The 21,558-nt window shown below is 64.5% G+C and carries 17 protein-coding genes; 10 read left to right on the top strand and 7 right to left on the bottom strand.

Translation table 11 applies throughout. The features are described 5' to 3' along the window. Positions 1-134 precede the first annotated feature (134 nt). A complete protein-coding gene (locus tag ACVILL_RS22290; RefSeq protein WP_456731000.1) occupies positions 135-1,253 on the bottom strand; it encodes a branched-chain amino acid ABC transporter substrate-binding protein in 1,119 nt (372 codons plus the stop codon). Between the two features lie 751 nt (positions 1,254-2,004). Here ACVILL_RS22290 and ACVILL_RS22285 point away from each other — a divergent pair. Both ACVILL_RS22285 and paaZ read left to right on the top strand, forming a co-directional pair. Beyond that, positions 2,005-2,160: a hypothetical protein gene (locus tag ACVILL_RS22285; protein ID WP_456730999.1), complete on the top strand. Its 156-nt coding sequence runs from the start codon at positions 2,005-2,007 to the stop codon at positions 2,158-2,160. Between the two features lie 85 nt (positions 2,161-2,245). Next, positions 2,246-4,273 (top strand): phenylacetic acid degradation bifunctional protein PaaZ, encoded by a 2,028-nt coding sequence (gene paaZ, locus ACVILL_RS22280; protein ID WP_456734333.1) that lies wholly within the window; start codon positions 2,246-2,248, stop codon positions 4,271-4,273. Positions 4,274-4,283: 10 nt separating this feature from the next. On the opposite strand, the gene ACVILL_RS22275 is transcribed toward paaZ, so the two are convergent. The 3 genes from ACVILL_RS22275 to ACVILL_RS22265 all read right to left on the bottom strand — a co-directional run bounded on the left by ACVILL_RS22275 (position 4,284) and on the right by ACVILL_RS22265 (position 7,234). Continuing rightward, entirely contained in the window at positions 4,284-4,943 is a 660-nt protein-coding gene (locus tag ACVILL_RS22275; RefSeq protein ID WP_456730998.1) for a TetR family transcriptional regulator, read from the bottom strand. 182 nt (positions 4,944-5,125) lie between these two features. Beyond that, complete coding sequence (locus tag ACVILL_RS22270; protein ID WP_456730997.1) at positions 5,126-5,884, bottom strand: SDR family NAD(P)-dependent oxidoreductase; 759 nt, start codon at positions 5,882-5,884, stop codon at positions 5,126-5,128. A gap of 78 nt (positions 5,885-5,962) precedes the next feature. Next, positions 5,963-7,234: an ROK family protein gene (locus ACVILL_RS22265; protein WP_456730996.1), complete on the bottom strand. Its 1,272-nt coding sequence runs from the start codon at positions 7,232-7,234 to the stop codon at positions 5,963-5,965. Positions 7,235-7,487: 253 nt separating this feature from the next. Between ACVILL_RS22265 and ACVILL_RS22260 the strand changes: the two genes are divergently transcribed. From ACVILL_RS22260 to ACVILL_RS22225, 8 genes are all read left to right on the top strand, one after another. After that, on the top strand, positions 7,488-8,441 hold the full coding sequence (locus tag ACVILL_RS22260) for a sugar-binding protein (protein WP_456730995.1): 954 nt from the start codon (positions 7,488-7,490) through the stop codon (positions 8,439-8,441). 63 nt (positions 8,442-8,504) lie between these two features. Further along, a complete protein-coding gene (locus tag ACVILL_RS22255) occupies positions 8,505-10,031 on the top strand; it encodes a sugar ABC transporter ATP-binding protein (protein ID WP_456730994.1) in 1,527 nt (508 codons plus the stop codon). Beyond that, positions 10,028-11,089, top strand: coding sequence for an ABC transporter permease (locus tag ACVILL_RS22250; protein WP_456730993.1), 1,062 nt, complete (start codon positions 10,028-10,030; stop codon positions 11,087-11,089). Before ACVILL_RS22255 ends, ACVILL_RS22250 begins: the two co-directional genes overlap by 4 nt. A 312-nt stretch (positions 11,090-11,401) precedes the next feature. Next, positions 11,402-12,754 (top strand): carbohydrate porin, encoded by a 1,353-nt coding sequence (locus ACVILL_RS22245; protein WP_456730992.1) that lies wholly within the window; start codon positions 11,402-11,404, stop codon positions 12,752-12,754. A gap of 41 nt (positions 12,755-12,795) precedes the next feature. Next, positions 12,796-13,560, top strand: a complete 765-nt coding sequence (locus ACVILL_RS22240) for an ATP-binding cassette domain-containing protein (RefSeq protein WP_456730991.1) — start codon at positions 12,796-12,798, stop codon at positions 13,558-13,560. Further along, on the top strand, positions 13,560-14,642 hold the full coding sequence (locus ACVILL_RS22235; RefSeq protein WP_456730990.1) for an ABC transporter permease: 1,083 nt from the start codon (positions 13,560-13,562) through the stop codon (positions 14,640-14,642). The genes ACVILL_RS22240 and ACVILL_RS22235 overlap by 1 nt, the downstream gene beginning before the upstream one ends. Positions 14,643-14,737: 95 nt before the next feature. Continuing rightward, on the top strand, positions 14,738-15,670 hold the full coding sequence (locus tag ACVILL_RS22230) for a sugar-binding protein (RefSeq protein ID WP_456730989.1): 933 nt from the start codon (positions 14,738-14,740) through the stop codon (positions 15,668-15,670). A gap of 588 nt (positions 15,671-16,258) precedes the next feature. Continuing rightward, a complete protein-coding gene (locus tag ACVILL_RS22225; RefSeq protein ID WP_456730988.1) occupies positions 16,259-18,046 on the top strand; it encodes a chloride channel protein in 1,788 nt (595 codons plus the stop codon). A 14-nt stretch (positions 18,047-18,060) separates the two neighbouring features. Here ACVILL_RS22225 and ACVILL_RS22220 read toward each other — a convergent pair whose 3' ends face one another. From ACVILL_RS22220 to ACVILL_RS22210, 3 genes are read right to left on the bottom strand one after another with little or no spacing between them, the layout of a single operon-like run. Next, complete coding sequence (locus ACVILL_RS22220; RefSeq protein ID WP_456730987.1) at positions 18,061-18,783, bottom strand: GntR family transcriptional regulator; 723 nt, start codon at positions 18,781-18,783, stop codon at positions 18,061-18,063. A gap of 23 nt (positions 18,784-18,806) precedes the next feature. After that, positions 18,807-20,402 (bottom strand): GMC family oxidoreductase, encoded by a 1,596-nt coding sequence (locus tag ACVILL_RS22215; protein ID WP_456730986.1) that lies wholly within the window; start codon positions 20,400-20,402, stop codon positions 18,807-18,809. 1 nt (position 20,403) lies between these two features. Further along, positions 20,404-21,531: a mandelate racemase/muconate lactonizing enzyme family protein gene (locus ACVILL_RS22210; protein ID WP_456734332.1), complete on the bottom strand. Its 1,128-nt coding sequence runs from the start codon at positions 21,529-21,531 to the stop codon at positions 20,404-20,406. Positions 21,532-21,558: the final 27 nt, after the last annotated feature.

The raw sequence follows: 21,558 nt of genomic DNA, 5'->3' as shown, positions 1-21,558 counted from the left end.
AACTACACCTGGCTCAGGCCGAGCGAGGGCGCCGCGCCAACACCCCGGGGCTGGCGCGAGGGTTGATCCGTTGGCGCTGTGAGCCGGCCGCCGCGACATCGACAAGGGAGGAGCGCCGATGTCGCGGCCAACGATCATTGACCGGCCGGCAGTTCGGCGTAGTTGCCGTCCTTGTCGCGGCGGTACACGACGTAGTCGATCAGGGTGATGTCACCCTTCGGCGTATAGCTGATGTTGCCGAGCACGGTATCCCAGCTTCCGGCCTTGATCGCCGCTGCGACCTTCTTGGCGTCGGTGGTCTGGGCGCGGCTCGCGGCCTGGCTCCAGATCTGGAACGCGGCATAGCTGTAAAGCGTGTAGCCGTCGGGATCGATGCCCTTGTCCTTGAATTTCTTCAAGGTCGCGGCCGCGGTCACCTTCTTGCGCGGGTCGGGCGAGAAGGTGAACAGCGACCCCTCGGCAAGCGGACCCGCGATCGCGGCGAACTGCTTGTCGACCAGGGCGTCGCCGCCCATCAGCACGGCATTGACGCCCTGCTCGCGCATCTGGCGCAGGATCAACGCAGCTTCGGCGTAGTAGCCGCCGACATAGACGAAATCGATCGACTCCTTCTTGAAGCGGGACACCAGCGCGGCAAAGTCCTTGTCGCCCTTGGTGTACGCTTCATAGAGCTTTTCCTTCACGCCCGCCGCGTTGATGGCGTTCTTGGTTTCGTCGGCGAGGCCTTTGCCGTAGGTCGTCTTGTCGTGGATGATGGCGACGTTCTTGCTCTTGTAGTTCTTGATGATGTAGGCGGCCGCGACCATGCCCTGCTGGTCATCCCGGCCGCAGACACGGAACGTGTTCCACAAGCCGCGCTCGGTGAACAACGGGTTGGTCGAGCCCGGCGTGATCTGCAGCACATTGCCCTCGGCATAGGCATCCGAGGCGGGGATCGAGGTCGACGAGCAGAAGTGCCCGACGACGAACGGAATCCGCGCGCCCGCCATCTTCTCCGCAACCGACACCGCCTGCTTCGGATCGCAGGCGTCGTCGCCGACCTCCAGCTTCAGCTTCTTGCCGAGCACGCCGCCCGCCGCATTGATGTCGGCGATGGCGAGGTCAGCACCGTTCTTGAACTGCTGGCCGAAACTCGCCTCCGAGCCGGTCATCGGCCCGACCACGGCAACACTGATGTCCTGTGCCATGGCGGCGCCGGACAAGGCCAGGCTCGCGCCGAGCGCAAGAAAATATCCTCGAAGTGTAAACTTCATCACATTCTCCTCGATGGTCTCAAGTCGCCTCAATGCATCGCAATCGACTCATGTCGCCGGGTGCGACGATCACCGGGGGCTGCCTTGCATGCGCGCGATAGCCGGCAGGCTCGGACTGAGGCGACGGGGGATTGGACATATGCGACATCGGGCAACATTGTGAAACACGTTGCCGTGCATTGGTGCATGGATTGATACGCACGACCGGCATGATCGAAGCGGCCTGTGTGCGTGACGGCACATAACACTCGGATATTTGATCACGGTCGCACCAGCGGCGGGGCTCTTCCGACTTGACGTGCGCGCCGACCGGTCCTGCGGCCTCGACGGCGTCCTTCAACCCGATCTCATAGTAGCCGCCGACCTTGACCGCGCCGCATTGCGTCGAGACCGCGAGGTTGTTTCTCTGTCGTGCGGGCAGATCGGCATCGGTGTGTCGGTGCGCGACCCTGCCCTGAGACAGGACTTCGATGTGCGACAGCCAGGGCCGCGTGCGTCGCCATGCTGATGTGCGCGAATGAGCGAACGCTGCCAGCGCAGTGTCAGCAGCGGCTGATCGAACAGATCCGGCGGGTGCCTGGATGCGGCGAGCCGTAGGCACGCAGCACGACTACTCCGCCAACGGAATGAACGTCTGGTCAGGAACGCCGCGGCGCGCGGAGAATCATAATTGACTGACCGGACGGTCAATAGTAATTCAAGCGCAGGTCACGCGAGTTGCGGTCATCAGAAGCCGCAACGGGAGGCAATCATGGCCAGCGATCTGGTACTGACCGATATTCGTGCCGGGTATCGCGTCCTGACACTCGACAGGCCCGACCGCCTGAATTCGTTCAGCGCCGATCCGCACGTCGCATTGATGGCCGCGCTGATCGCGGCAGAGCACGACAATCCTGCCGCGCGCTGATCCTGAACCCAGGATTGAACGTTCGGCCGGCAAGCCGCGACGCATCATTGATCACAGGTCAGAGGGTCCAATTTCGATGACAGTCATGAAACTCGACAGCTTCGTTCGTGGAAAGTGGTCGGGCGCGGGCGCGCCGGCCGCCGAGATTCACAGTGCCGTGACCGGCGATGTGGTGGCGCTCGCGACCAGAAGCGATCTCGACATGCGCGAGATCCTCGCCTATGGCCGCACGGTCGGCGGCAAGAATCTCCGCAAACTGTCGTTCCACCAGCGCGCGGGCCTGCTGAAGGCGCTGGCCGACCATCTGAGCCAGCACAAGGACCGGCTCTACAAACTGTCGTTCCTCGCCGGCTGCACCCGCACCGACGCCATGATCGACGTCGACGGCGGCATCGGCACGCTGTTCGCCTATGCCAGCAAGGGACGCCGAGAGCTTCCGAACACCAGATTCCTGCTCGACGGCAACGTCGAAGGGCTCTCCAAGGGCGGTGCGTTCGCCGGTCAGCATATCGTCACGTCGTTGCACGGCGTTGCCGTGCATATCAACGCATTCAACTTCCCGTGCTGGGGCATGCTGGAGAAACTGGCGCCGGCGCTGCTCGCCGGCGTTCCCGTCGTCACCAAGCCCGCGACGGTCACCGCCTATGTCGCGTACGAATTGGCCCGGATGATCGCCGAATCCGGCGTGCTGCCGGAAGGCGTCCTGCAATTCATCGTCGGATCGACCGGCGACCTGTTCGACCATCTGACCTGCCAGGACGTGGTGTCCTTTACGGGCTCGGCCGACACCTCGCAAAAGCTGCAGCGGCATCCGGTCATCGCGCGTGAGGCCGTGCGGTTCATCGCCGAGCGGGACTCGCTCAACGCCGCGATCCTCGCTCCGGACGCCGTGCCGGGAAGCCCGGAGTTCGATCTCTTCATCAAGGAAGTCGCGAAGGAAATGACGGTCAAGACCGGGCAGAAATGCACCGCGATCCGCCGCGCGCTGGCGCCGTCGGCGCAGCTCGATGCCGTCATCACCGCCCTGCGCGAGCGCCTGGCCAAGGTCGCGATCGGCAATCCTGAAAGCGACAAGGTGCGGATGGGACCGCTGGTCGGCCTCGGCCAGCGCAGCGATGTGCTTGCCCATGTCGCAAAGCTCCGCACCGAGGCCGAACTCGTCGCCGGCGATCCCGACAACTTCCCGCTGGTCGACGCCGACGCGAAGCGCGGCGCCTTCGTCCCGCCGCTGCTGCTGCATTGCGTGAAGCCGATCGTCGCCACGGCCGTGCACGAGATCGAGGCGTTCGGGCCGGTCTGCACCGTGATGGGCTATGACGATCTCGACCAGGCCATCGCATTGACCAATCGCGGCGGCGGCAGCCTGGTCGCATCGGTCTACACGCACGACATCCCGACCGCGACCGAGCTCGCGTTCGGCATCGGCAGCTTCCACGGCCGTGTCGCGATCATCGACCGCGACTGCGCGACCGAGCACACCGGACACGGTTCGCCGATGCCACAGATGGTTCACGGCGGCCCGGGCCGCGCCGGCGGCGGCGAGGAATTGGGCGGCGTCCGCAGCCTGCAGCACTACACGCAGCGCACCGCGTTGCAGGGCTCCCCTCGCATGCTGAGCGGCGTTACCGGCCGCTGGTTCAAGGGCAGCCCGATGCTGGAGGGCGACCTGCACCCGTTCCGCTATCACTACGACGATCTCGAGATCGGCCGCACGCTGGTCTCGAAGGCGCGGCAGATCACGCTCGAGGACATCGAGCACTTCGCGCATTTCACCGGCGACACCTTCTACGCCCATATGGACGAGGAAGCGACCAAGGGGCATCCGTTCTTCCCGGGCCGTGTCGCGCACGGCTATCTGCTGCTGTCGTTCGCGGCCGGCCTTTTCGTCGATCCCGACTACGGCCCGGTGCTGGCGAATTACGGCCTCGACTCGCTGCGCTTCCTCAAACCGGTCCAGCCGGGCGAACAGATCCAGGTGCGCCTGACCGCGAAGGAGAAGACGCCGCGCAACAAGCAATATGGCGAGGTGCGGTGGGACGTCGAGATCACGACCGGGACCGGCGAGACCGCGGCGACCTATGAACTGCTGACGATGAACGCGATGCGGGCCTAGCGGCCCCGTCTCAGAGCAATTCGGCCTGCCGGCTGCGGCCGGCCGATTTCGCCTTGCTGCGCGGACGGGTGGCGGCTGCTGCCGCCTCCTCCGCACCGGCCAGCACCAGCTGCGCGACGAAGCCGGCATAGTCGGCGCGGGTCATCGGCCCGCCCTCGCGAAACCACATATAATGCCAGTTCAGCATGCCGAACACGCTCATCGTCAGCGGCTTGAGCACGCGCTTCTGCTTCGCCGCCGGCACGGCGGCCGCCAGCGCGTCCGACATGATCCCGACCAGGATCCGCTCGCTCGCCAGCAGCGGTTGCTGCTTGTCCTTCGGCAGCAGCTTGAGACTTGCGATCTGGACCTGATGCTCGGCGTCGGCATGCCGGTAGAGTTCGAGCAGGGTCGCAACGATCGTCCTGAAGCGCTCGACGGGATCGCCGGCCGCCGCGCTCGCCTTGCGAACCGCCGCCACCAGCTTCGTAAGATGCGACGACAGGATATCGAACAGGATCGCTTCCTTGTCGGGATAATAATGATAGAGCAGCGCCTTCGAGACACCGCACGCGTCGGCGATGGTATTCATCGACGTGCCGACATATCCCGAGGCGGCAAACAGCTCGGCCGAGCGATGCAGCATCGAGAGGCGCTTGTCGTCGTAGTCCTTGGCGCGCGATCGGGCCATGTCGTTCCGTTCCACCGACCGGCCGTCCGGCCGTCGACCAGAGATGTGTATCAACAATAGTTCCAGGGCCACGACCCTGCTTCCGCAGGGCGCGTCCGAACCATCATTTATTGACCACCCGGTCGAACAATTCCATGGCCGAGTTGGAATGGCGCCTCTGTCTCGAGGTCACGCCATGGCTGCTAGACCCAGCCGCCATCGACGATATGGCTCTGGTTGGTGCAGGCGCCGCTGTCGTCGGCGGCGAAGAACAGAACGACACGGGCGATGTCGTCGGGCACCAGCTTGCGCTTGAGGCATTGACGCTGCATCAGCTCGGCGACGCCTTCAGGCGTCAACCACAGATCCTGCTGCCGTTGTGTCATGATCCATCCGGGCAGGATGGAATTGACCCGCACATTGTGCGGTCCGAGATCGCGGGCCAGCGCGCGGGTGAGGCCCTGAACCGCCGATTTGGCCGTGGTGTAGCAGGGCATGTTGCCCTGACCGATCACCCAGCTCACCGAGCCGATGTTGATGATCGAGCCGCCGCCGGCCTGCTTCATGTCCGGCGCAACCGCCTGGGCGCTGAAGAACTGATGCTTCAGGTTGACGGCGATCCGCTCGTCCCAGAATTCGGGTGTGACGTCCTCGATCGCGTGACGGTCGTCGCGCGCCGCATTGTTGACCAGGATGGTGATCGGCCCGAGTGCCTCGCGGATACCGGCAATCGCGCGGCGCAGCGCGCCGATGTCGCGCAGATCGGCGTGTTCGAAGTGCACGCGGGCTTGCCTCCCCAGATCGGACAGCAACTGCTCCGAGGACGTCAGGTCGATGTCGATGAATCCGACCCGCGCGCCCTGATTGATGAACTGACGGACGATCGCCTCGCCGATCCCTGAACCGCCGCCGGTCACCAGCACGGTTCGGTCCTTGAGGCTTGGATAGATGGCACCCTGCATTGGCATCCTCACGATTTGGCGCCTGAAGGGCGTCGATTGCATTGCCGCGGCCCAAACCAAGGGCCACAGCTCCGAGGTTCACTCGGTTGTCTCCATGTGGTTTCGGTCCACGACCCGCAGCGTCCGCCGCACCATGCCGTCGACAATTGTCGCCGACTCGCTCGGATGCACATGGATTGCCGTGGACTTGAGCAGCCACGGCAACACCGCCTGCTCCAGCCGCTCCTCATAGGCACTGCGCATCATGTCAAATGCCTCGAGGCCGGGACCTGCGAGGACGACATGGTGCGGGCGCAGCACCGATATCGTTGTGGCGACCGCCTCGGCAAGCGCGCGGCCTGCCTGCTGGAACAAGTGCTCGAGACGGGGATCGCCGCTCCGTGCCCGCGCGCGCAGCAGAGCCATCTGGGCCTCGGACGGTTGCTGCGACACCGCCGGCGGCAGGTCGAGAAAGGTGCGGGCGTCGCGGTAGAGCGCATAGTCGGCGAGATGGGCCTCGATGCAGCCGCGCTGACCGCAGCGGCACTGCGGACCGTTCGCCGCCAACTTGACATGGCCGATCTCGCTGCCCGCGCCGGCACCCCAGCGCGCTTCACCGTCGACGACGATGCCCATGCCGATGCCGTGACCGACCATGAGCGTGGCCGTGAGACCCTGCGCCAGGGCCGGCTCGGCCGCCACGAGGGCCAGCGCCACCGCGACCGCGTCGTTCGCCATCACGACTTCGACGCCGAATTCCTGGCGGATCGGCTTTGCCAGATCGACGTCGGTGATCGACAGTGCCGGGCTCCACAGATGCCGGCCGGTGTCGCCGTCGACGATGCCCTGCAGCGCGATCCCGATTCCGAGCAGCCGATGGCGCGGCGTGGCCGTCGCGTCGAGCATGGCCTCGATCTGCGCGATCACGAGATCGCACAACGCGTCTGCATCGAGGCCGCGCGTCGTCAGTTCAAGCCGCGATTGCGCGAGGGCAGAGCCGCTGTAATCAGCGATCAATGTCTCGATCAGATTCATGCGCAGCGAGACCGCAATGATGCGGCCGAATTCGGGGTTCAGGGTCAGCAAGACCGCCGGCCGGCCGCGGCGTCGGCTGTTCAGACCTTCCGTATCCTCTTCGTCGGTATCGTCCGGCCACGACGTCGCCGCATCGGTCTCGGCTTCGCAGAGCAGGTCTTCCGCCATCAGCTTCGATGTGATGGCCGAAATGGCCGGGAAGCTCAGGCCCGTGCTGCGGGCGAGTTCGACCCGCGGCAACGGCCCCTGACGCCGCAAGACCTCGACGAGACGGTCGCGGTTCGATCCGCGGGCCAGACTTGAAGCACGTCTCAGCGGTTCGGACTGCTCGTTCATACCGGCTTTTTTAATTCGCTTGATAAAATTATTCAACGGACGTGGCCCGGATGTTGGTCAAAAAGCGCTGATAGCGGCGGAAATACATCACCTCATCACTATTTTTGCTTGAAGGCTTGATCATGAGCATCCTTGACTGGACATTTTGTCGCGCTAATTTATTAGTTACGTGAATAAAATAAGGCGTGAAAAGCGCCGGGCGTGAAATCCCCCCACCGGGGATGTCGACAGGGAGGTGCATATGAATGACTCAATGAAAAGATTGATCGTGCCGCTATTGGCGGGCGCGGCCGCGCTCGCCATGACAACGGGGATAGCACAGGCACAGCAGAAAAAGACCATCGCGCTGGTGACCAATGTCGCGGCCGACTTCTGGACCATCGCAGGCCGCGGGCTCGAGAAGGCGCAGAAGGAGCACCCGGACTACAATATCGAGCTGATCGTCACCAACGAGGGGACGGCGGCAGGCCAGCGGCGCGAGCTGGATGACCTGCTCGTGCGCGGCGTCGCCGGTATCTCGATCTCCGTCGACGACGCGCCGCATGCAACCGAAGAGCTCAACAAGGTTGCCGCCAAGACCGTGCTGATCACGACGGATAGCGATGCGCCGCAGAGCAATCGCCTCGCCTATATCGGCACCGACAACGTTGCGGCCGGGCGGCAGGCCGGCGAGGAGATCAAGAAGGCGCTGCCAAGCGGCGGCAAAATCGCGCTGTTCGTCGGAACGATGGACGCCGACAACGCCCGCGAGCGTGTGCAGGGCATCAAGGAATCGATCGCCGGCACCAAGGTCGAGCTGGTCGACGTGTTCACCGACCAGGTCGACTTTGCCAAGGCCAAGGCGAACATGGAGAACGTGCTCGTCAAATATCCTGATATCGCGCTGCTTTCCGGGCTGTGGAGCTACGAGACCCCGCTGATCTATGACGCGGTGAAGGCCGCGGGCAAGGCCGGCAAGGTGAAGATCGTCGGCTTCGACGAAGACCAGCGCACGCTGCGCGGCATCTCCGACGGCACGATCGAATCCACCGTCGTGCAGCAGCCCTACGAGTTCGGCTACCTCTCCGCCACCAACATCATCAAGACGCTGAACGGCGACAAGTCCTGGATCCCGAAGGACAGCAAGCTGATCGTGCCGACCAAGGTGATCAACAAGAGCAACGTCGCAGAGTTCGCCGCAAATCTGAAGGATCTGCTGAAGAAGTAACTTCAGTCGGCTTCGCCGCCCGGCCGCCACAGGCGCCGGGCGGCGTGCAGGAGGATATGCCGAATGGCGGAGACGCTGCTCGAACTCAGCGGAATCAGCAAGACCTATCCCGGCGTCAGGGCGCTTGACGACGTCAATTTGCGCGTCTGTCGCGGCGAGGTGCTGGGCCTGATCGGCGAGAACGGCGCCGGCAAATCGACGCTGATGCGCGTGCTGGCCGGCGTGATCGCGCCGAGCGCCGGCGTGATCCGCATTGGCGGCATCGAGCACTCCCGGATGACGGTGACCGAGGCGACCCTGGCCGGCATCGCCTTCGTGCACCAGGAGCTGAACCTGTTCGAGAATCTCGACGTCGCAGCCAACGTCTTCATCGGGCGCGAGAAGCTTGCCGGCGGTCCGCTGAAGCTGGTGGACAATGCCGAGATGCGTGCCCGGGTGATGCCGCTGCTGGAACGGCTGGGCGCCGATTTCACGCCGGGCACGCTGGTCGACAATCTGTCGATCGCGGAGCGTCAGATGGTGGAGATCGCCAAGGCGCTCTCGATCGACGCCCGCGTGATCATCATGGACGAGCCGACCTCGAGCCTGACGATTTCGGAGACGGAACGGCTGCTGGCGGTGATCGCCGACCTGAAGGCGCACGGCATTTCGGTCATCTACATCTCGCACCGGCTGGGCGAGATCATGAGCTGCGCCGATCGGGTCGTGGTGCTGCGCGACGGGCGCACCGTGGGCGAGCTGGCACGGGACGAGCTGAGCCATGCCGCGATGATCCGCCTGATGATCGGCCGCGACCTGAAGGCGCTGTATACGCCGCCGGCGCACGCGCCGCAGCCCGGCGGCTGCGATATCGCCGGCGTCGTGACGACGGCGTTTCCCGACCGGAAGATCAATCTATCGGTCAAGCGCGGCGAGATCCTCGGCCTCGCCGGGCTCGTCGGCGCCGGCCGCACCTCGCTTGCCCGCGCGGTGTTCGGCGTCGACCCGCTGCTGGGCGGCGAGATCAGGATCGACAACATGGCGGTCGGCGTCGCTTCGCCGCGCGACGCCATCAAGCAAGGAATCTACCTGGTGCCGGAGGATCGCAAGAAATCCGGGCTGGTGCTGGAACTGCCGATCCGGGAGAACGTGACGCTCGCGAGCCTGCTGGAGCATGCGCGGATGTGGCTGGTCAACGGCGCAGCCGAGCGCAAAATCGCGCAAGATCAGGCGCGACGGCTGTCCATCAAGGCGCCGACCATCGACATGGAAGCCGTGACGCTCTCCGGCGGCAACCAGCAAAAGGTGGTGCTGGGCAAGTGGCTCTCCATGCAGCCGCGCGTGATGTTCTTCGACGAGCCGACCCGCGGCATCGATGTCGGCGCCAAGAGCGAGATCTATGCGCTGATGCGCAGCCTCGCCGACCAGGGCGTCGCGATCGTGATGATCTCCTCGGATATGGAGGAAGTGATCGGCGTCTCCGACCGGGTGGCGGTGATGCATGAAGGCAGCGTCAGCGGCGTGCTCGAGCGCGACCAGTTCAGCGAATACAACGTGTTGAGGCTGGCGGTCGGCCAGGCGCTCGAAACCATGGAGACCGCGGCGCCATGATGAAGAAGGAACTCGGCCTGTTCCTGCTGCTGGCGGTGATCTCCGCCATCACGGGCGCGATCAATCCGGCCTTCCTGTCGTTCGTCAACCTGCTGAACATGGCCAATCTGATCGGCCTGTTCGGTGTGTTCGCGCTCGGCGAAGGATTGGTCATCATCACCGGAGGCATCGATCTTTCGCTCGGCTCGATGTTCGCGCTGCTCGGCGTCATCTTCATCGATCTGCTGACGACCTATCAGGTGCCCTGGCCGTTCGCGCTGCTGCTCGTCCTGATGGGCGGGCTTGCGCTGGGAGGCATCCAGGGCTTCCTGATCACGCGGCTGAAGATGCAGCCGTTCATCGTGACGCTGTGCGGGTTGCTGATCTATCGCGGCGCCGCGCGTTACTACACCAGCGACTCGACGCGCGGCTTCGGCTATGGCGACGAGGCCAGCACGCTGAGCAACATCGCCTCCGGCAATGTCGCAGGCATTCCGAACACCTTCATCTTCCTGATCATCCTTGCGCTGATCCTCGGCGTGCTGCTGCATCGTTCGGTCTACGGGCGCTGGCTTTATGCCGTCGGCAAGAACGAGGAAGCGGCGCGCTTCTCGGGTATCAATACCAATGTCGTGATCGCGACCGCCTATGTCATCAGCGGCGGCCTCGCCGGCGTTTCGACGGTGATGTTCGTCTTCTACACCAACTCGGTCTCCCCGAGTTCGTTCGGCAATTTCTACGAACTCTATGCGATCGCGGCGGCCGTGCTCGGCGGCTGCAGCCTGCGTGGCGGCGAGGGCTCCATTCTCGGTATCGTGCTGGGGACGGCGCTGCTGCAGGTGTTGCAGAACCTCGTGAACATCCTGGGCATTCCCAACTCGCTGAACTTCGCGGTCATGGGGACCGTGATTCTGATCGGCGTACTGGCGGATCAGCAGTTGCAGGCCCGTCGGCGGCGCAAGGCCGCGCTCGCGGGCCTCGCCCGCACGGCGCCGAAAGCAAAAGACAGCACACGTCTGCAAAACGCGGCTGCGCACGGCGCGGCTGCGGTGCCGACGACGACGGGCGATCAGGCATGACAATTCGATAGGGAAAGCCGCGACCGGACACAGCAAACAGGGTCGCGGCGACGTGAGTAGAAGAACCGGGCAGTTCGATGCGCAGGATTGATGAAGCACACGACGCTCGCGCCCATGTTGGCGCCGCAGGCCGAGGCCGGACGGACCGCGGACCGACCCTCACAACCGCATTGAAGGGCTTTGGTGTGCGTACGTTTTCCATCTCAAGTTGAGAGATCGGTGCACTGAAAGGGGCGCGTTCCACGCTGAAGGGCTTTGGGCGGGAACGTGACACAAAAATCGACAAAGCCGGGGACGCTGGGAGTGCAGGAAATGTCACTTGGATCTGTAAACACCGCGTGGGCGTGCGGCGTGGGGATCGCCCTATTATCTCTATTCGGCGGCGGCGGCGCGCATGCGGCCGATCTGCTGACGAAGGCTCCGCCCGTGCCTTACACGGAAACCGACGACTTCTGGACGAGACCGTATCTGTTCGGTGATCTCGGCAGGACGCAGCTGAAGGAACGGGGTATCTCGCTGGCGCTGACGCTGGGTGACGAAGCTGTCGGCAACCTATCGGGCGGCAACAGGAACACCGCGACCCAGGCCGGACAGCTGTTCTTCCAGGCCAAGTTCGACATGGCGAAGCTTGCCGGCATCCAGGGCGGCACGGTTGGCCTCACGCTGGTCGACCGCTTCGGCCGCAATCTGAACGACGAGGCCGGCATTCCGGCCCTGCAGCTGACCAACGAAGTGTTCGGCCGCGGCAGCATCCTGCGGCTGACCGAACTCTACTACTCGCAGAAGCTGTTCGACGATCGCCTCGAACTGAAGGGCGGCCGTCTGCCGGTCGGCTCCGACTTCTTCTTCGGCCTGTGCGAGTTCATCAACCTGACCTTCTGCGGCGGCCAGCCCGGCAACATCCAGGGTGGCTACATCTACAACTGGCCGGTCAGCCAATGGGCCGGCGTGGTCCACTACAACTTCGCCAAGGACTTCCAGCTGTCGATCGGCGTCTACGACGCCAACCCGAACTACCTGACGACGTCGGACTCCGCGACCTATTTCCTGCCCGGCGCGCCCGGCTCGAGCCCTGCCTCCGGCGTGCTGGTCCCGGTCGAGTTGGTCTGGGCACCGAGCGGTCCGTTGAACGGCACCTGGCGGTTCGGCGGCTGGTATGACAGCGCGTCGACGATCGACGGCGGCCTGCCGGGCATCATCGCGATCTCCCCGGGCATCGGCGGTGTCCCGGATCAAAATCTGGGAGATCAGCGCGGCCGCTACGGCGTCTATGAATCGATCCTGCAGCGGCTGACCGTTGAGGGTCCCAAGGCGCAGGGCTGGTACACCTTCCTCAACACGACCGTTGCCGATCACCGCACGGCGTATCAGGACTACCAGGTCGCGCTGGGCTTCAGGCACACGGGAACGTTCTCCTGGCGTCCGGAAGACGAAGTCGGCTTTGCGGTGGGCACGACCCACGTGAATTCGGCCGCGCTCACCCCGAACGCCGGCGGCAACGAAGTGCCGATCGAAGCCTGGTACGGGTGGCAGGCGACCGGCTGGATGAACCTCAAGTTCGACGCCCAGTATGTGATCAATCCGGGCGGTCGCGGGTACAACGCCGCAGGCGTGAAGACCGAAAACGCCTGGGTCCTTGGCCTGCGCACGCTGGTGCACTTCTGAGCCGGAGGGTGATCCGCCGGCATGCCTGAGCGAGGCCAGCCATGGTAACCCCTCACGACGCCGGACTGGCGGTCCTGGAGTTGAAGGGCATTGGCAAGGAGTTCGGCGCCATTCGTGCGTTGCATGGCGTCGACCTGCATATCTCCCCCGGCGAGGTTGTCGGCCTGATGGGCGACAACGGCGCCGGCAAATCCACGCTCGTCAAGATCATCGCCGGCAACTTCCCGCCAAGTCACGGCGAGATCCGCTTCGACGGCCAGGCGGTCCATTTCGCCCGGCCGATCGATGCCCGTGCGGTCGGGATCGAGGTGGTCTATCAGGACCTCGCGCTCGCCGACAATCTCACGGCGGCGGCCAATGTCTTCCTCGGCCGTGAGCTCAAGCGCAAGCTTGGTCCGTTCGCCTTTCTCGACCACAAGGCGATGGCCGCGCGCGCGCTGGAGCTGTTCGGCGAGCTGCGCTCGGAGACCCGTCCGGACGATCTCGTCAAGCAGATGTCGGGCGGCCAGCGCCAGGCGGTCGCGATCGCGCGGACGCGGCTCTCCAACGCCAAGCTGGTGATGATGGACGAGCCGACGGCCGCGATCTCGGTTCGCCAGGTCGAGCAGGTCCTGGGCCTGATCCATCGCCTGAAGGAGCAGGGCGTCGCGGTCATGCTGATCTCGCACCGCATGCCCGACGTGTTCGCGGTCTGCGACCGCGTCGTCGTCATGCGCCGCGGCGAGAAGCGCGCCGACAAGGCGATCGGCGACACCAGCCCCGAGGAAGTCACCTCCCTCATCACGGGAGCGAAGGAGGCTGCGTGATGGCCACGCCCCTGGAATCTCCCCTCACCTTCACCAATGTCGGCAGGGCCAAATGGTGGCGAAGCGGCTTCTTCGCCTCGCAGACCGGCTACGTCCTGCTCGCGCTGGTGGCGCTGTTCGTGGTGATGAACTTCGCCAGTCCCTATTTCCTCACCGAAGGCAACATCCAGAACGTGGCGAAGAACTTTTCGTTCATCGCCATCGCCACGCTCGGCGTGACCTTCGTCATCATCACGGGCGGCATCGATCTCTCGGTGGGCTCGGTGATGTGCTTTTCCGCGATGATCACCTCGATGGTCATGACGCACGTCTCGACACCGGGCATGCCCGGCGCGGAGTGGTTCGTGCACCTGGCCGACGACGGCAAGACCGTGGTCGCCAATGTACCCGGCTTGGTCCTGCTGGTCTCGATCCTCGCGGGACTCGGCGTCGCGCTCGTGGTCGGCCTCGTCAACGGCTTCTGCATCGCGGTGCTTGGACTGTCGCCGTTCGTCACCACGCTCGGCATGCTCTCGATCGTGCGGGGCCTCGGCTATGTCGTCTCCAACGGCCGCGGCAGCTTTCCCAGCGGCCCCGACGCCGACTATTTCTACAAGCTGACATCGGGCGTCGTGTTCGGCATGCCGGCGCCGTTCATCTATCTCGTGGTTCTCGCGGTGGCGATGGCGATCGTGCTGCATCACACCAGTTTCGGGCGGCACGTCTTTGCCGTCGGCGGCAACGAAAAGGCGGCCGCCCTGACCGGCATTCCGGTCGTGCGGGTCAAGATCGAGATCTATGTGATCTGCGCGCTCGCCGCCGGCCTGCAAGGCATCATCATCTGCGGCTGGCTGGGATCGGCGCCGGCGAACATGGCGACGTCCTACGAGCTCAACGTGATCGCAGCCGCCGTCATCGGCGGCGCCAATCTCGCCGGCGGCATCGGCGGCCCGCTCGGAGCCATTGTCGGCTGCGTGCTGCTCGAGGTGATCCGCAACGGCCTCGTGCTCGCGCAGGTCAACTCCTACTGGCAGCAGACCCTGGTGGGCGTGATCATCATTGCGGCGGTGCTGGTCGATCGCCTCCGCTCGCGCATGGCCTGACAAGTTCGTCCCGGAGGGTTCATGAATATCCGCCTATCCACCTCCGGGAGCCGCTGAGTTCGAGGGATAGGCACAAGAACAATGTGGAGGGAACAATGAGGAAGGCACTTCTTGCCGCCGCGATCGTCGCCTTGATGACGACGCCGGGCTTTGCCCAGAACTACAAGTTCGTGATCGTGCCCAAGGCAATGAACAATCCGTTCTTCGATTTCGCGCGCGACGGCTGCCAGAAGCGCGCCAAGGAGATCGGCACCGTCGAATGCATCTACAAGGGTCCCGTCGAGCACGAGCCGGCGACGCAAGCACAGATCATCCAGGATTTCATCACCCAGAAGGTGGACGGCCTCGCCATCTCGGTCGCCGACGTCGCGGCGATGACCAAGTCGATCGAGGCCGCAACCGCGGCCGGCATTCCCGTCATCACGTTCGACTCGGACGCCCCTGGCTCGAAGCGGATTGCCTATATCGGCACCGACAACAAAGAGTTCGGCGTCGCGCTCGGCAAGCAATTGTTGAAGCTGCGGCCCGATGGCGGCAAATACGCGATGATCTCCGGCGGGCCGGGTGCGGCGAATCTGGCCGAACGCGTCGATGGCGTCCGTGAGGCGCTCAAGGGCTCGAAGTGGACCGAGGTCGGGGGCTCGCCGACCTTCTGCAACGACGACCCCGCACTGGGCGTCCAGCAGATGACCGATCTGCGCACCGCGACCCCCGACCTCGCCGCGATCATCCCGGTCGGCGGCTGGCCGATGTTTGCCCCGGAAGGCTTCAAGGCGTTCGCCAGCAAGAGCAGGAAGGACATCGACGCCGGCAAGTTCACGCTCGTCGTCGCCGATACCCTCAGGATGCAGCTCGAGCTGCTCAACGAGGGTTATGCCAACGCGCTGATCGGCCAGCGTCCGTTCGAGATGGGCGAGAAGGCGATGGATACGCTGTTTGCCATCAAGAAGGGCCAGAAGGTGCCGCAGATCATCCACACCGGGCTCGACGTCGTGACCAAGGACAACGTCGCGACGATGTTGAAATAGGCAGCTCCGCGGCGCCTGCCGGCGGGCTCGGCCGCAGCCGTGGCCTGCCGAGGCGACGGACCACCCTGCGGCCAAGCGCCGCCGCACAGTGCAGCAACGCCAGCCTGAGGTCAGGCTGGTGACGGTTGCGATGTTCAATTTCGTGTCGGTGGCGCAGACATCGTGGGCCAAGCTCGCAGCCGTGTCTGTTCTTGCCATGCTGCCTGTCGTCGTGCACTGGCCGCGCGGCATCCAGGAGAAGGGCGGCCCTGCGGCACAATCCGAGCCGGCTGCCGGACGTCATGGCGACGATCGTCGACGTGACCGGTGCGAGCTACCCGGAAGAGTATGGCGGAAACGGCATCCTGCCATTAGAAGCGGAAATCCTGGTGCCATCGTTCGCTTCGGCCTATGAAGGCGCGGACCGCTGCTCTGGGAGCATGAGGGCAACGCCGCGGTTCGCATCGACAAATGGAAGCCGGCGCGCAAGTATCCGGGGACTTGGGAACTCTATGACATGGAACTGGATCGCACCGAGACGAACGATCTGGCCGCCAGCAGCAATATCGGCTTCCGCGTCGTGCGCTTCGAGACGATGCAAGGCCCAGCATGACGGTCACATCGCCGGTCAACATTGCCAAACCACCGACGGTTCGTCTGCTACCGGCTCCGCTGCGCAATTTTGTCCGCAGCCGGGAAACCGGCCTGGTCACCGTCGCGATCGTGATTGGGCTGCTGTCGGGGCTGCTGGTCGCAGCGATCTCCCACCTTAGCCAGGTCGCGCACGCCCTTCTCTTCGACATTCCACTCGACGGCCACCTCAGCGCCACCGGCGTCATTTCCTGGCAGCGGACGCTTCTGATTCCAGTGATCGGTGGAACCACGCTAGCGGGTGTCGGCCTGTTGTTCGCCAAGCGCGTCAAGGGACAGCAGCTCGCGGACGCGATCGAGGCAAATGCGCTCTACGGCGGCCGCCTGTCATTCAGGGGCAGCCTCCTCATTTCACTGCAGACCTTGCTGTCCAACGGATTCGGCGGATCGGTCGGCCTCGAAGCCGGCTATACCCAGATCTGCTCGATGTTCGGCTCGCATATCGGCCAACGGCTGGCGGCGCGGCGCAACGACATGCGACTGCTGGTTGCCTGCGGCGCCGCCGGCGCCATCAGCGCCGCATTTTCCGCGCCGCTGGCCGGCGCATTCTACGCGTTTGAGGTCGTGCTCGGCGCCTACACGTCCGCCGGCCTCGTCCCCGTGATCGCGAGCGCAGTGACAGCCTGGCTGGTCGCGCGCCAGCTGACCCATCAATCATTCCTGATGGTCCCGGGCTTTCCTTCCCCGGTTTCGGTCGAGATGATCGGGCAGACCGTCGTCATCGGCGTGCTCTGCGCCTTTGCCAGCATCGCGATGATGCTCGCGATCGCCTTCTCGGAGAAATGTTTCCAGCGCCTCTCGGTCTTTCGCGGCCTGCTGCGTCCGATACTCGGCGGCGCGCTGCTGGGCAGCTTGGCCCTCCTTACCCCGACCGTCCTTGGCGCGGGTCATGGCGCGATGCAGATCCTTCTCGTCAGCAATCCGACCTGGTTGCTGCTGACGACCACGATTCTGTTCAAGATGGCGGCCTCGGCGGTCACACTCGGTTCCGGTTTCCGCGGCGGCCTGTTCTTCGCCTCGCTCCTGCTCGGCGCGCTGCTGGGCCAGCTCTATAGCGTCGTGATGACGGGGCCGCTCGCGGGGATCGCGCTACAGCCTGGCACCGCAGCGATTGCCGCACTCGCCGCGTTCGGAACCGGCGTACTCGGCGCTCCCTTCAGCATGATCTGTCTTGCACTCGAAATCACCGGCGACTTCTCCGTCACCGTGGGCGCGGTTGTCGCCTCCTCCGTATGCGCTCTGATCGTGCGCGAGCTGTTCGGCTACAGCTTCGCGACGTGGCGCTTTCACCTGCGCGGCGAGGTCATTCGCGGGCCGCAAGACGTCGGCTGGGTCCGCCAACTCAGCGCGACGTCGCTGATGCGGACCGAGTTCGAGAGTGCATTGACTACGATGCCGGTCGTGGAGGCCCAGAAGACCTTTTCACCAGCCCTGGTCCGCCAGATCGTGCTGCGCGACCCCAATGGACTCTATGCGGGGATCGTGACCTCGGCCGATCTCCACTCCATCGCGGCCAAGGACGACCAAATACTGAAGACGCTGGCGCGGCAAACCGACGAATTCCTGCTGCCTCACGCGTCGATCCGCGACATCATGAAGAAATTCGAGAGCAGCGAGGCCGATGTTCTGGCCGTGGTCGACCGTAGCAATCATCGCGCCGCCATCGGGATCGTCAGCGAGTCGCACGTCCTGCGAATCTATGGCGAAGAGCTCGAGCGCCGCAACGAAGAGCTGTTCTTCCGCTGAAGCCAGAACGGCCTCTAGGGCCGCAAATCCATGTCGATGCGGACGAAGTCGCCGCGATAGGTTACCTCGCCGAGATAAATCACTGTTCCGTCCGCGCTGGTGAACACGCGGCGGACCTCGGCGACCGGCGAATTGAGCGGCACCTTCAAGAGACGCGCAACCTCGAGGTCGGCAGTGCCGATGGTCATGGTCTGGCGCGCCCGCGCAATCTCGGGATCGCGGAGGTCGTTGAGGATCGGGATCACGGTTTCGTTGCGAAAGCGCTTCGGATGGCGGCGGAAGATCGTCTCGTCGAGATAGATTGAGATCACGCAATACGGCGCTTTCTGACGTGAATGGACGCGGCGCATGAAGACGTATTTCGAGGCGGGTTTGCCGTCGTCGGGGAGTAGCGGCGCGTCGGTGCGGCTTTCGGAAATGTTGATGATTTCCGGCGATGTGTCGCGATACATCTCGGCGAGGTCCGACAACGTCGTCTCTACCTTGAGCCAGCGATCCTGCTTGACCGTTCCGGTCACGAAGGTGCCGCGCCCCTGCTGAGCTTCGATGACACCCTCGCGCGACAGCAGCTCGACGGCCTGTCGAATGGTCACGCGGGAGACGCTGAACTCGGCGGCCAGTTCCTCGTTGGCCGGCAGCCGCAGGCCCTTCGCCCAGATGCCTCGCGCGATGCGCTGCCGGAAGATGTCGGCGATCTGCGCATATTTCGGAACGTGACTATCGGAACTCAGATCCATCGCACGCTCTCCGCATCGGATGTTCAGGACAGGACGAGGGCGGCGCCTCGTTCACCGATCATCAGGCTCGTCGCATTGGTATTGGCAGAGGTAATTTGCGGCATCACCGACGCGTCGATCACGCGCAGCCCCTCGACACCCCTCACCCGCAGCAGCGGGTCGACGACGGACCGCTCGTCGCTGCCCATGCGGCACGTGCCGACGCAATGGAACACGGTGCCGCCGGTGTTGCGGGCGAACTCCCACAGATCATTGTCGCTGCGCGCGACTTCGCCAGGCACCATCTCGACGTCCCACAACGGACGGAAGGCCTTCTGTCGATAGATTTCGCGGAGAATCTTCAGACCGCCGACAATGGTCTTGCGATCGATCTCCTCCGCAAAATAGTTGGGCTCGATGCGCGGCTGGTCGAATGGATCGCTCGAGCGGATCGCCAGCCGTCCGCGCGACTTGCCGTGGCATTGCCACGCCGAGGCGGTAAAGCCGGAATAGCGATGCAGGGGATCGCCGGGCTTGTCGACCGAGAGCGGCATGACATTGAATTGCACATCGGGCCGTCCACCGACCGCATGCTCCGTGCAGGCGGCGCCGCCGACCTGCCCGGCTCCCACCGTGAGCGGACCGCGGCCGCCGAACAGCCATTGCAGGCCCATTCCGGCAAGCGCGACCGGATTGCGGACCTGGTCGTTGAGCGAGATTGGATCCTTCAGGCGAACGATCAGGCGGGCCTGGTAATGGTCCTGCAGGTTGCCGCCCACCTCAGCCAGATCGGCCACGACGGGAATTCCGTGGGCGCGCAGCAGACCGGCCGGTCCGATGCCTGACAATTGCAGCAGCTGCGGCGACTGCAGCGCGCCGGCCGACAGGATGATTTCGCGATCGGCCATTGCAGAGAAGACCTGCCCGTCCTTGACCCACTCGACGCCGCCCGCCTTGCGGCCATTGAACACGACCTTGCCGACCTGCGCACCGGTGACGAGGGTCAGGTTCTTGCGATCCGAGACCGGCCGCAGAAAGGCCGATGCCGAACTGCTGCGCCAGTGCCGGCCGATGCCGAGCTGATAACTGCCGACGCCCAGCGTCGTCTCGCCGTTGAAATCGGGGTTACGTGGCAAGCCATACTCGACGCCGGCCTCGACCCAGGCTGCCGAGGCCGGGTTGTCATTGCGCAACTCGGAGACGTCGAACTCACCGAAGCCACCGTGATACTGGCTTTCACCGCCGCGATAGCGTTCGTAGCGCCGGAAATACGGCAGCAGTTCGCGATAGCTCCATCCGGTGGCGCCGAGGCGCTCCCAGTCGTCGAAATCCTCATGCTGACCGCGGATAAAGATCAGCCCGTTGATCGAGGATGAGCCGCCGACCACGCGACCGCGCGGCCAGACGATCGCCCGGCCGCCGGTGCCGTCGCTCGGCTCGGTATTGAACAGCCGGGAGAAGCGCTCGTTGTAGATGGTCCGGTAGTAACCGACGGGAAGCTTGAGCCAGAAATTCCGATCCGACCCGCCGGCTTCCAGCAGCAGAACGCGACAGGCCGGATCGGCCGAGAGCCGGTTCGCCACCACGCAGCCGGCCGAGCCGGCGCCGACAATGATGTAGTCGTAGCCTTGCGCGGCCATGCTAAGCGGTCCGGTACTGCGCGATGGCGTTCAGGTCGGGCTCGATTCCGAGGCCCGGCTCGTCGCCGAGCGTGATCTTGCCGTCGCGCACGTTGGCAACCGCACCGCAGAAGCGATCGCGCAACGGGTTGTCATTGGCGTCGACCTCGAGCAATCCTTCCCCGCCGACGCCGGCCAAAAGGTGCGCCGATGCCAGCAAGCCGACGCCGCCGCCGAGATAATGCGGGCAGAACGTCTTGCCGGCCTTCATGATGTCGCGAGCTATTCTGCTGCAGACCGAAAGCCCGCCCCATTTCGCAATGTCGGGCTGCACGACGGAAAGCACATCGCCGGTCAGCGCCTGGGCAAATCCGGCGCGGCTCGCGATATTCTCGCCGGCGGCGAGCGGCACGTCGGCCCGGGCGCGAAGCGCCGTCCATTCCGACCAGGGCCGATCCGCGCGGATCGGCTCCTCGAGCCATGCGAGGCCAAATTCCTGCAGTCGCGGTACCATCTCGAGTGACTGCTCGAGCGACCATCCTTGATTGGCGTCCGCGGCCAGCATTCCGCCGCCGACCAGTTGCCGCAACGCGGTCAGGTTAGCGCGATCGGTCTCGGGCGCAAATCCCACCTTCAATTTCAGCGCGCGGTGCCCGCGCGCAAGCGCCGCCTCCGCCATCTCGCGCGAACCAGTCGGATTGATTCCACTCGCATAGACCTTGATCGTATTCCGGGCAGCGCCCAGCAATCGCCAGAGCGACGTCCTGTTACGCCGCGCGAACAGATCCCAGACCGCCAGATCGATGCCGGCGATCGCCTGCGCGAACGGGCCGGCCTCGCCGGATTGCAGCGCGAGGACGGCGGTTCCGCGCGTCAACTTCTCGAACAGCTCCGCCGGCTGATTGATCGCCTGGCCGCAGGCCGCCGGCGCCAGAACCTCATTGACGAGGCGCGCGCGATGCTCTGCACCGGTCGAAGGAAAATTGCACCAGACCTCGCCCCAGCCGACATTTCCATCTTCATCCTCGGCGCGGACAAAGACCGCAGGCCGGTTCAGCATCTTGCCGAATGATGTAACCACCGGCGTTGCCAGCGGATAGCGGTAGCAAAATGCCTGGACGGTTTTGACCGTGAAAGCCTGCATTGTCATGGGATAGACCTGCGCGATGCGCGGCGA

The organism is Bradyrhizobium sp. USDA 3364 (assembly GCF_054056355.1).
The sequence above is the reverse complement of the archived record's forward strand: the minus strand, read 5'-3'. Positions and strand labels throughout refer to the sequence as shown.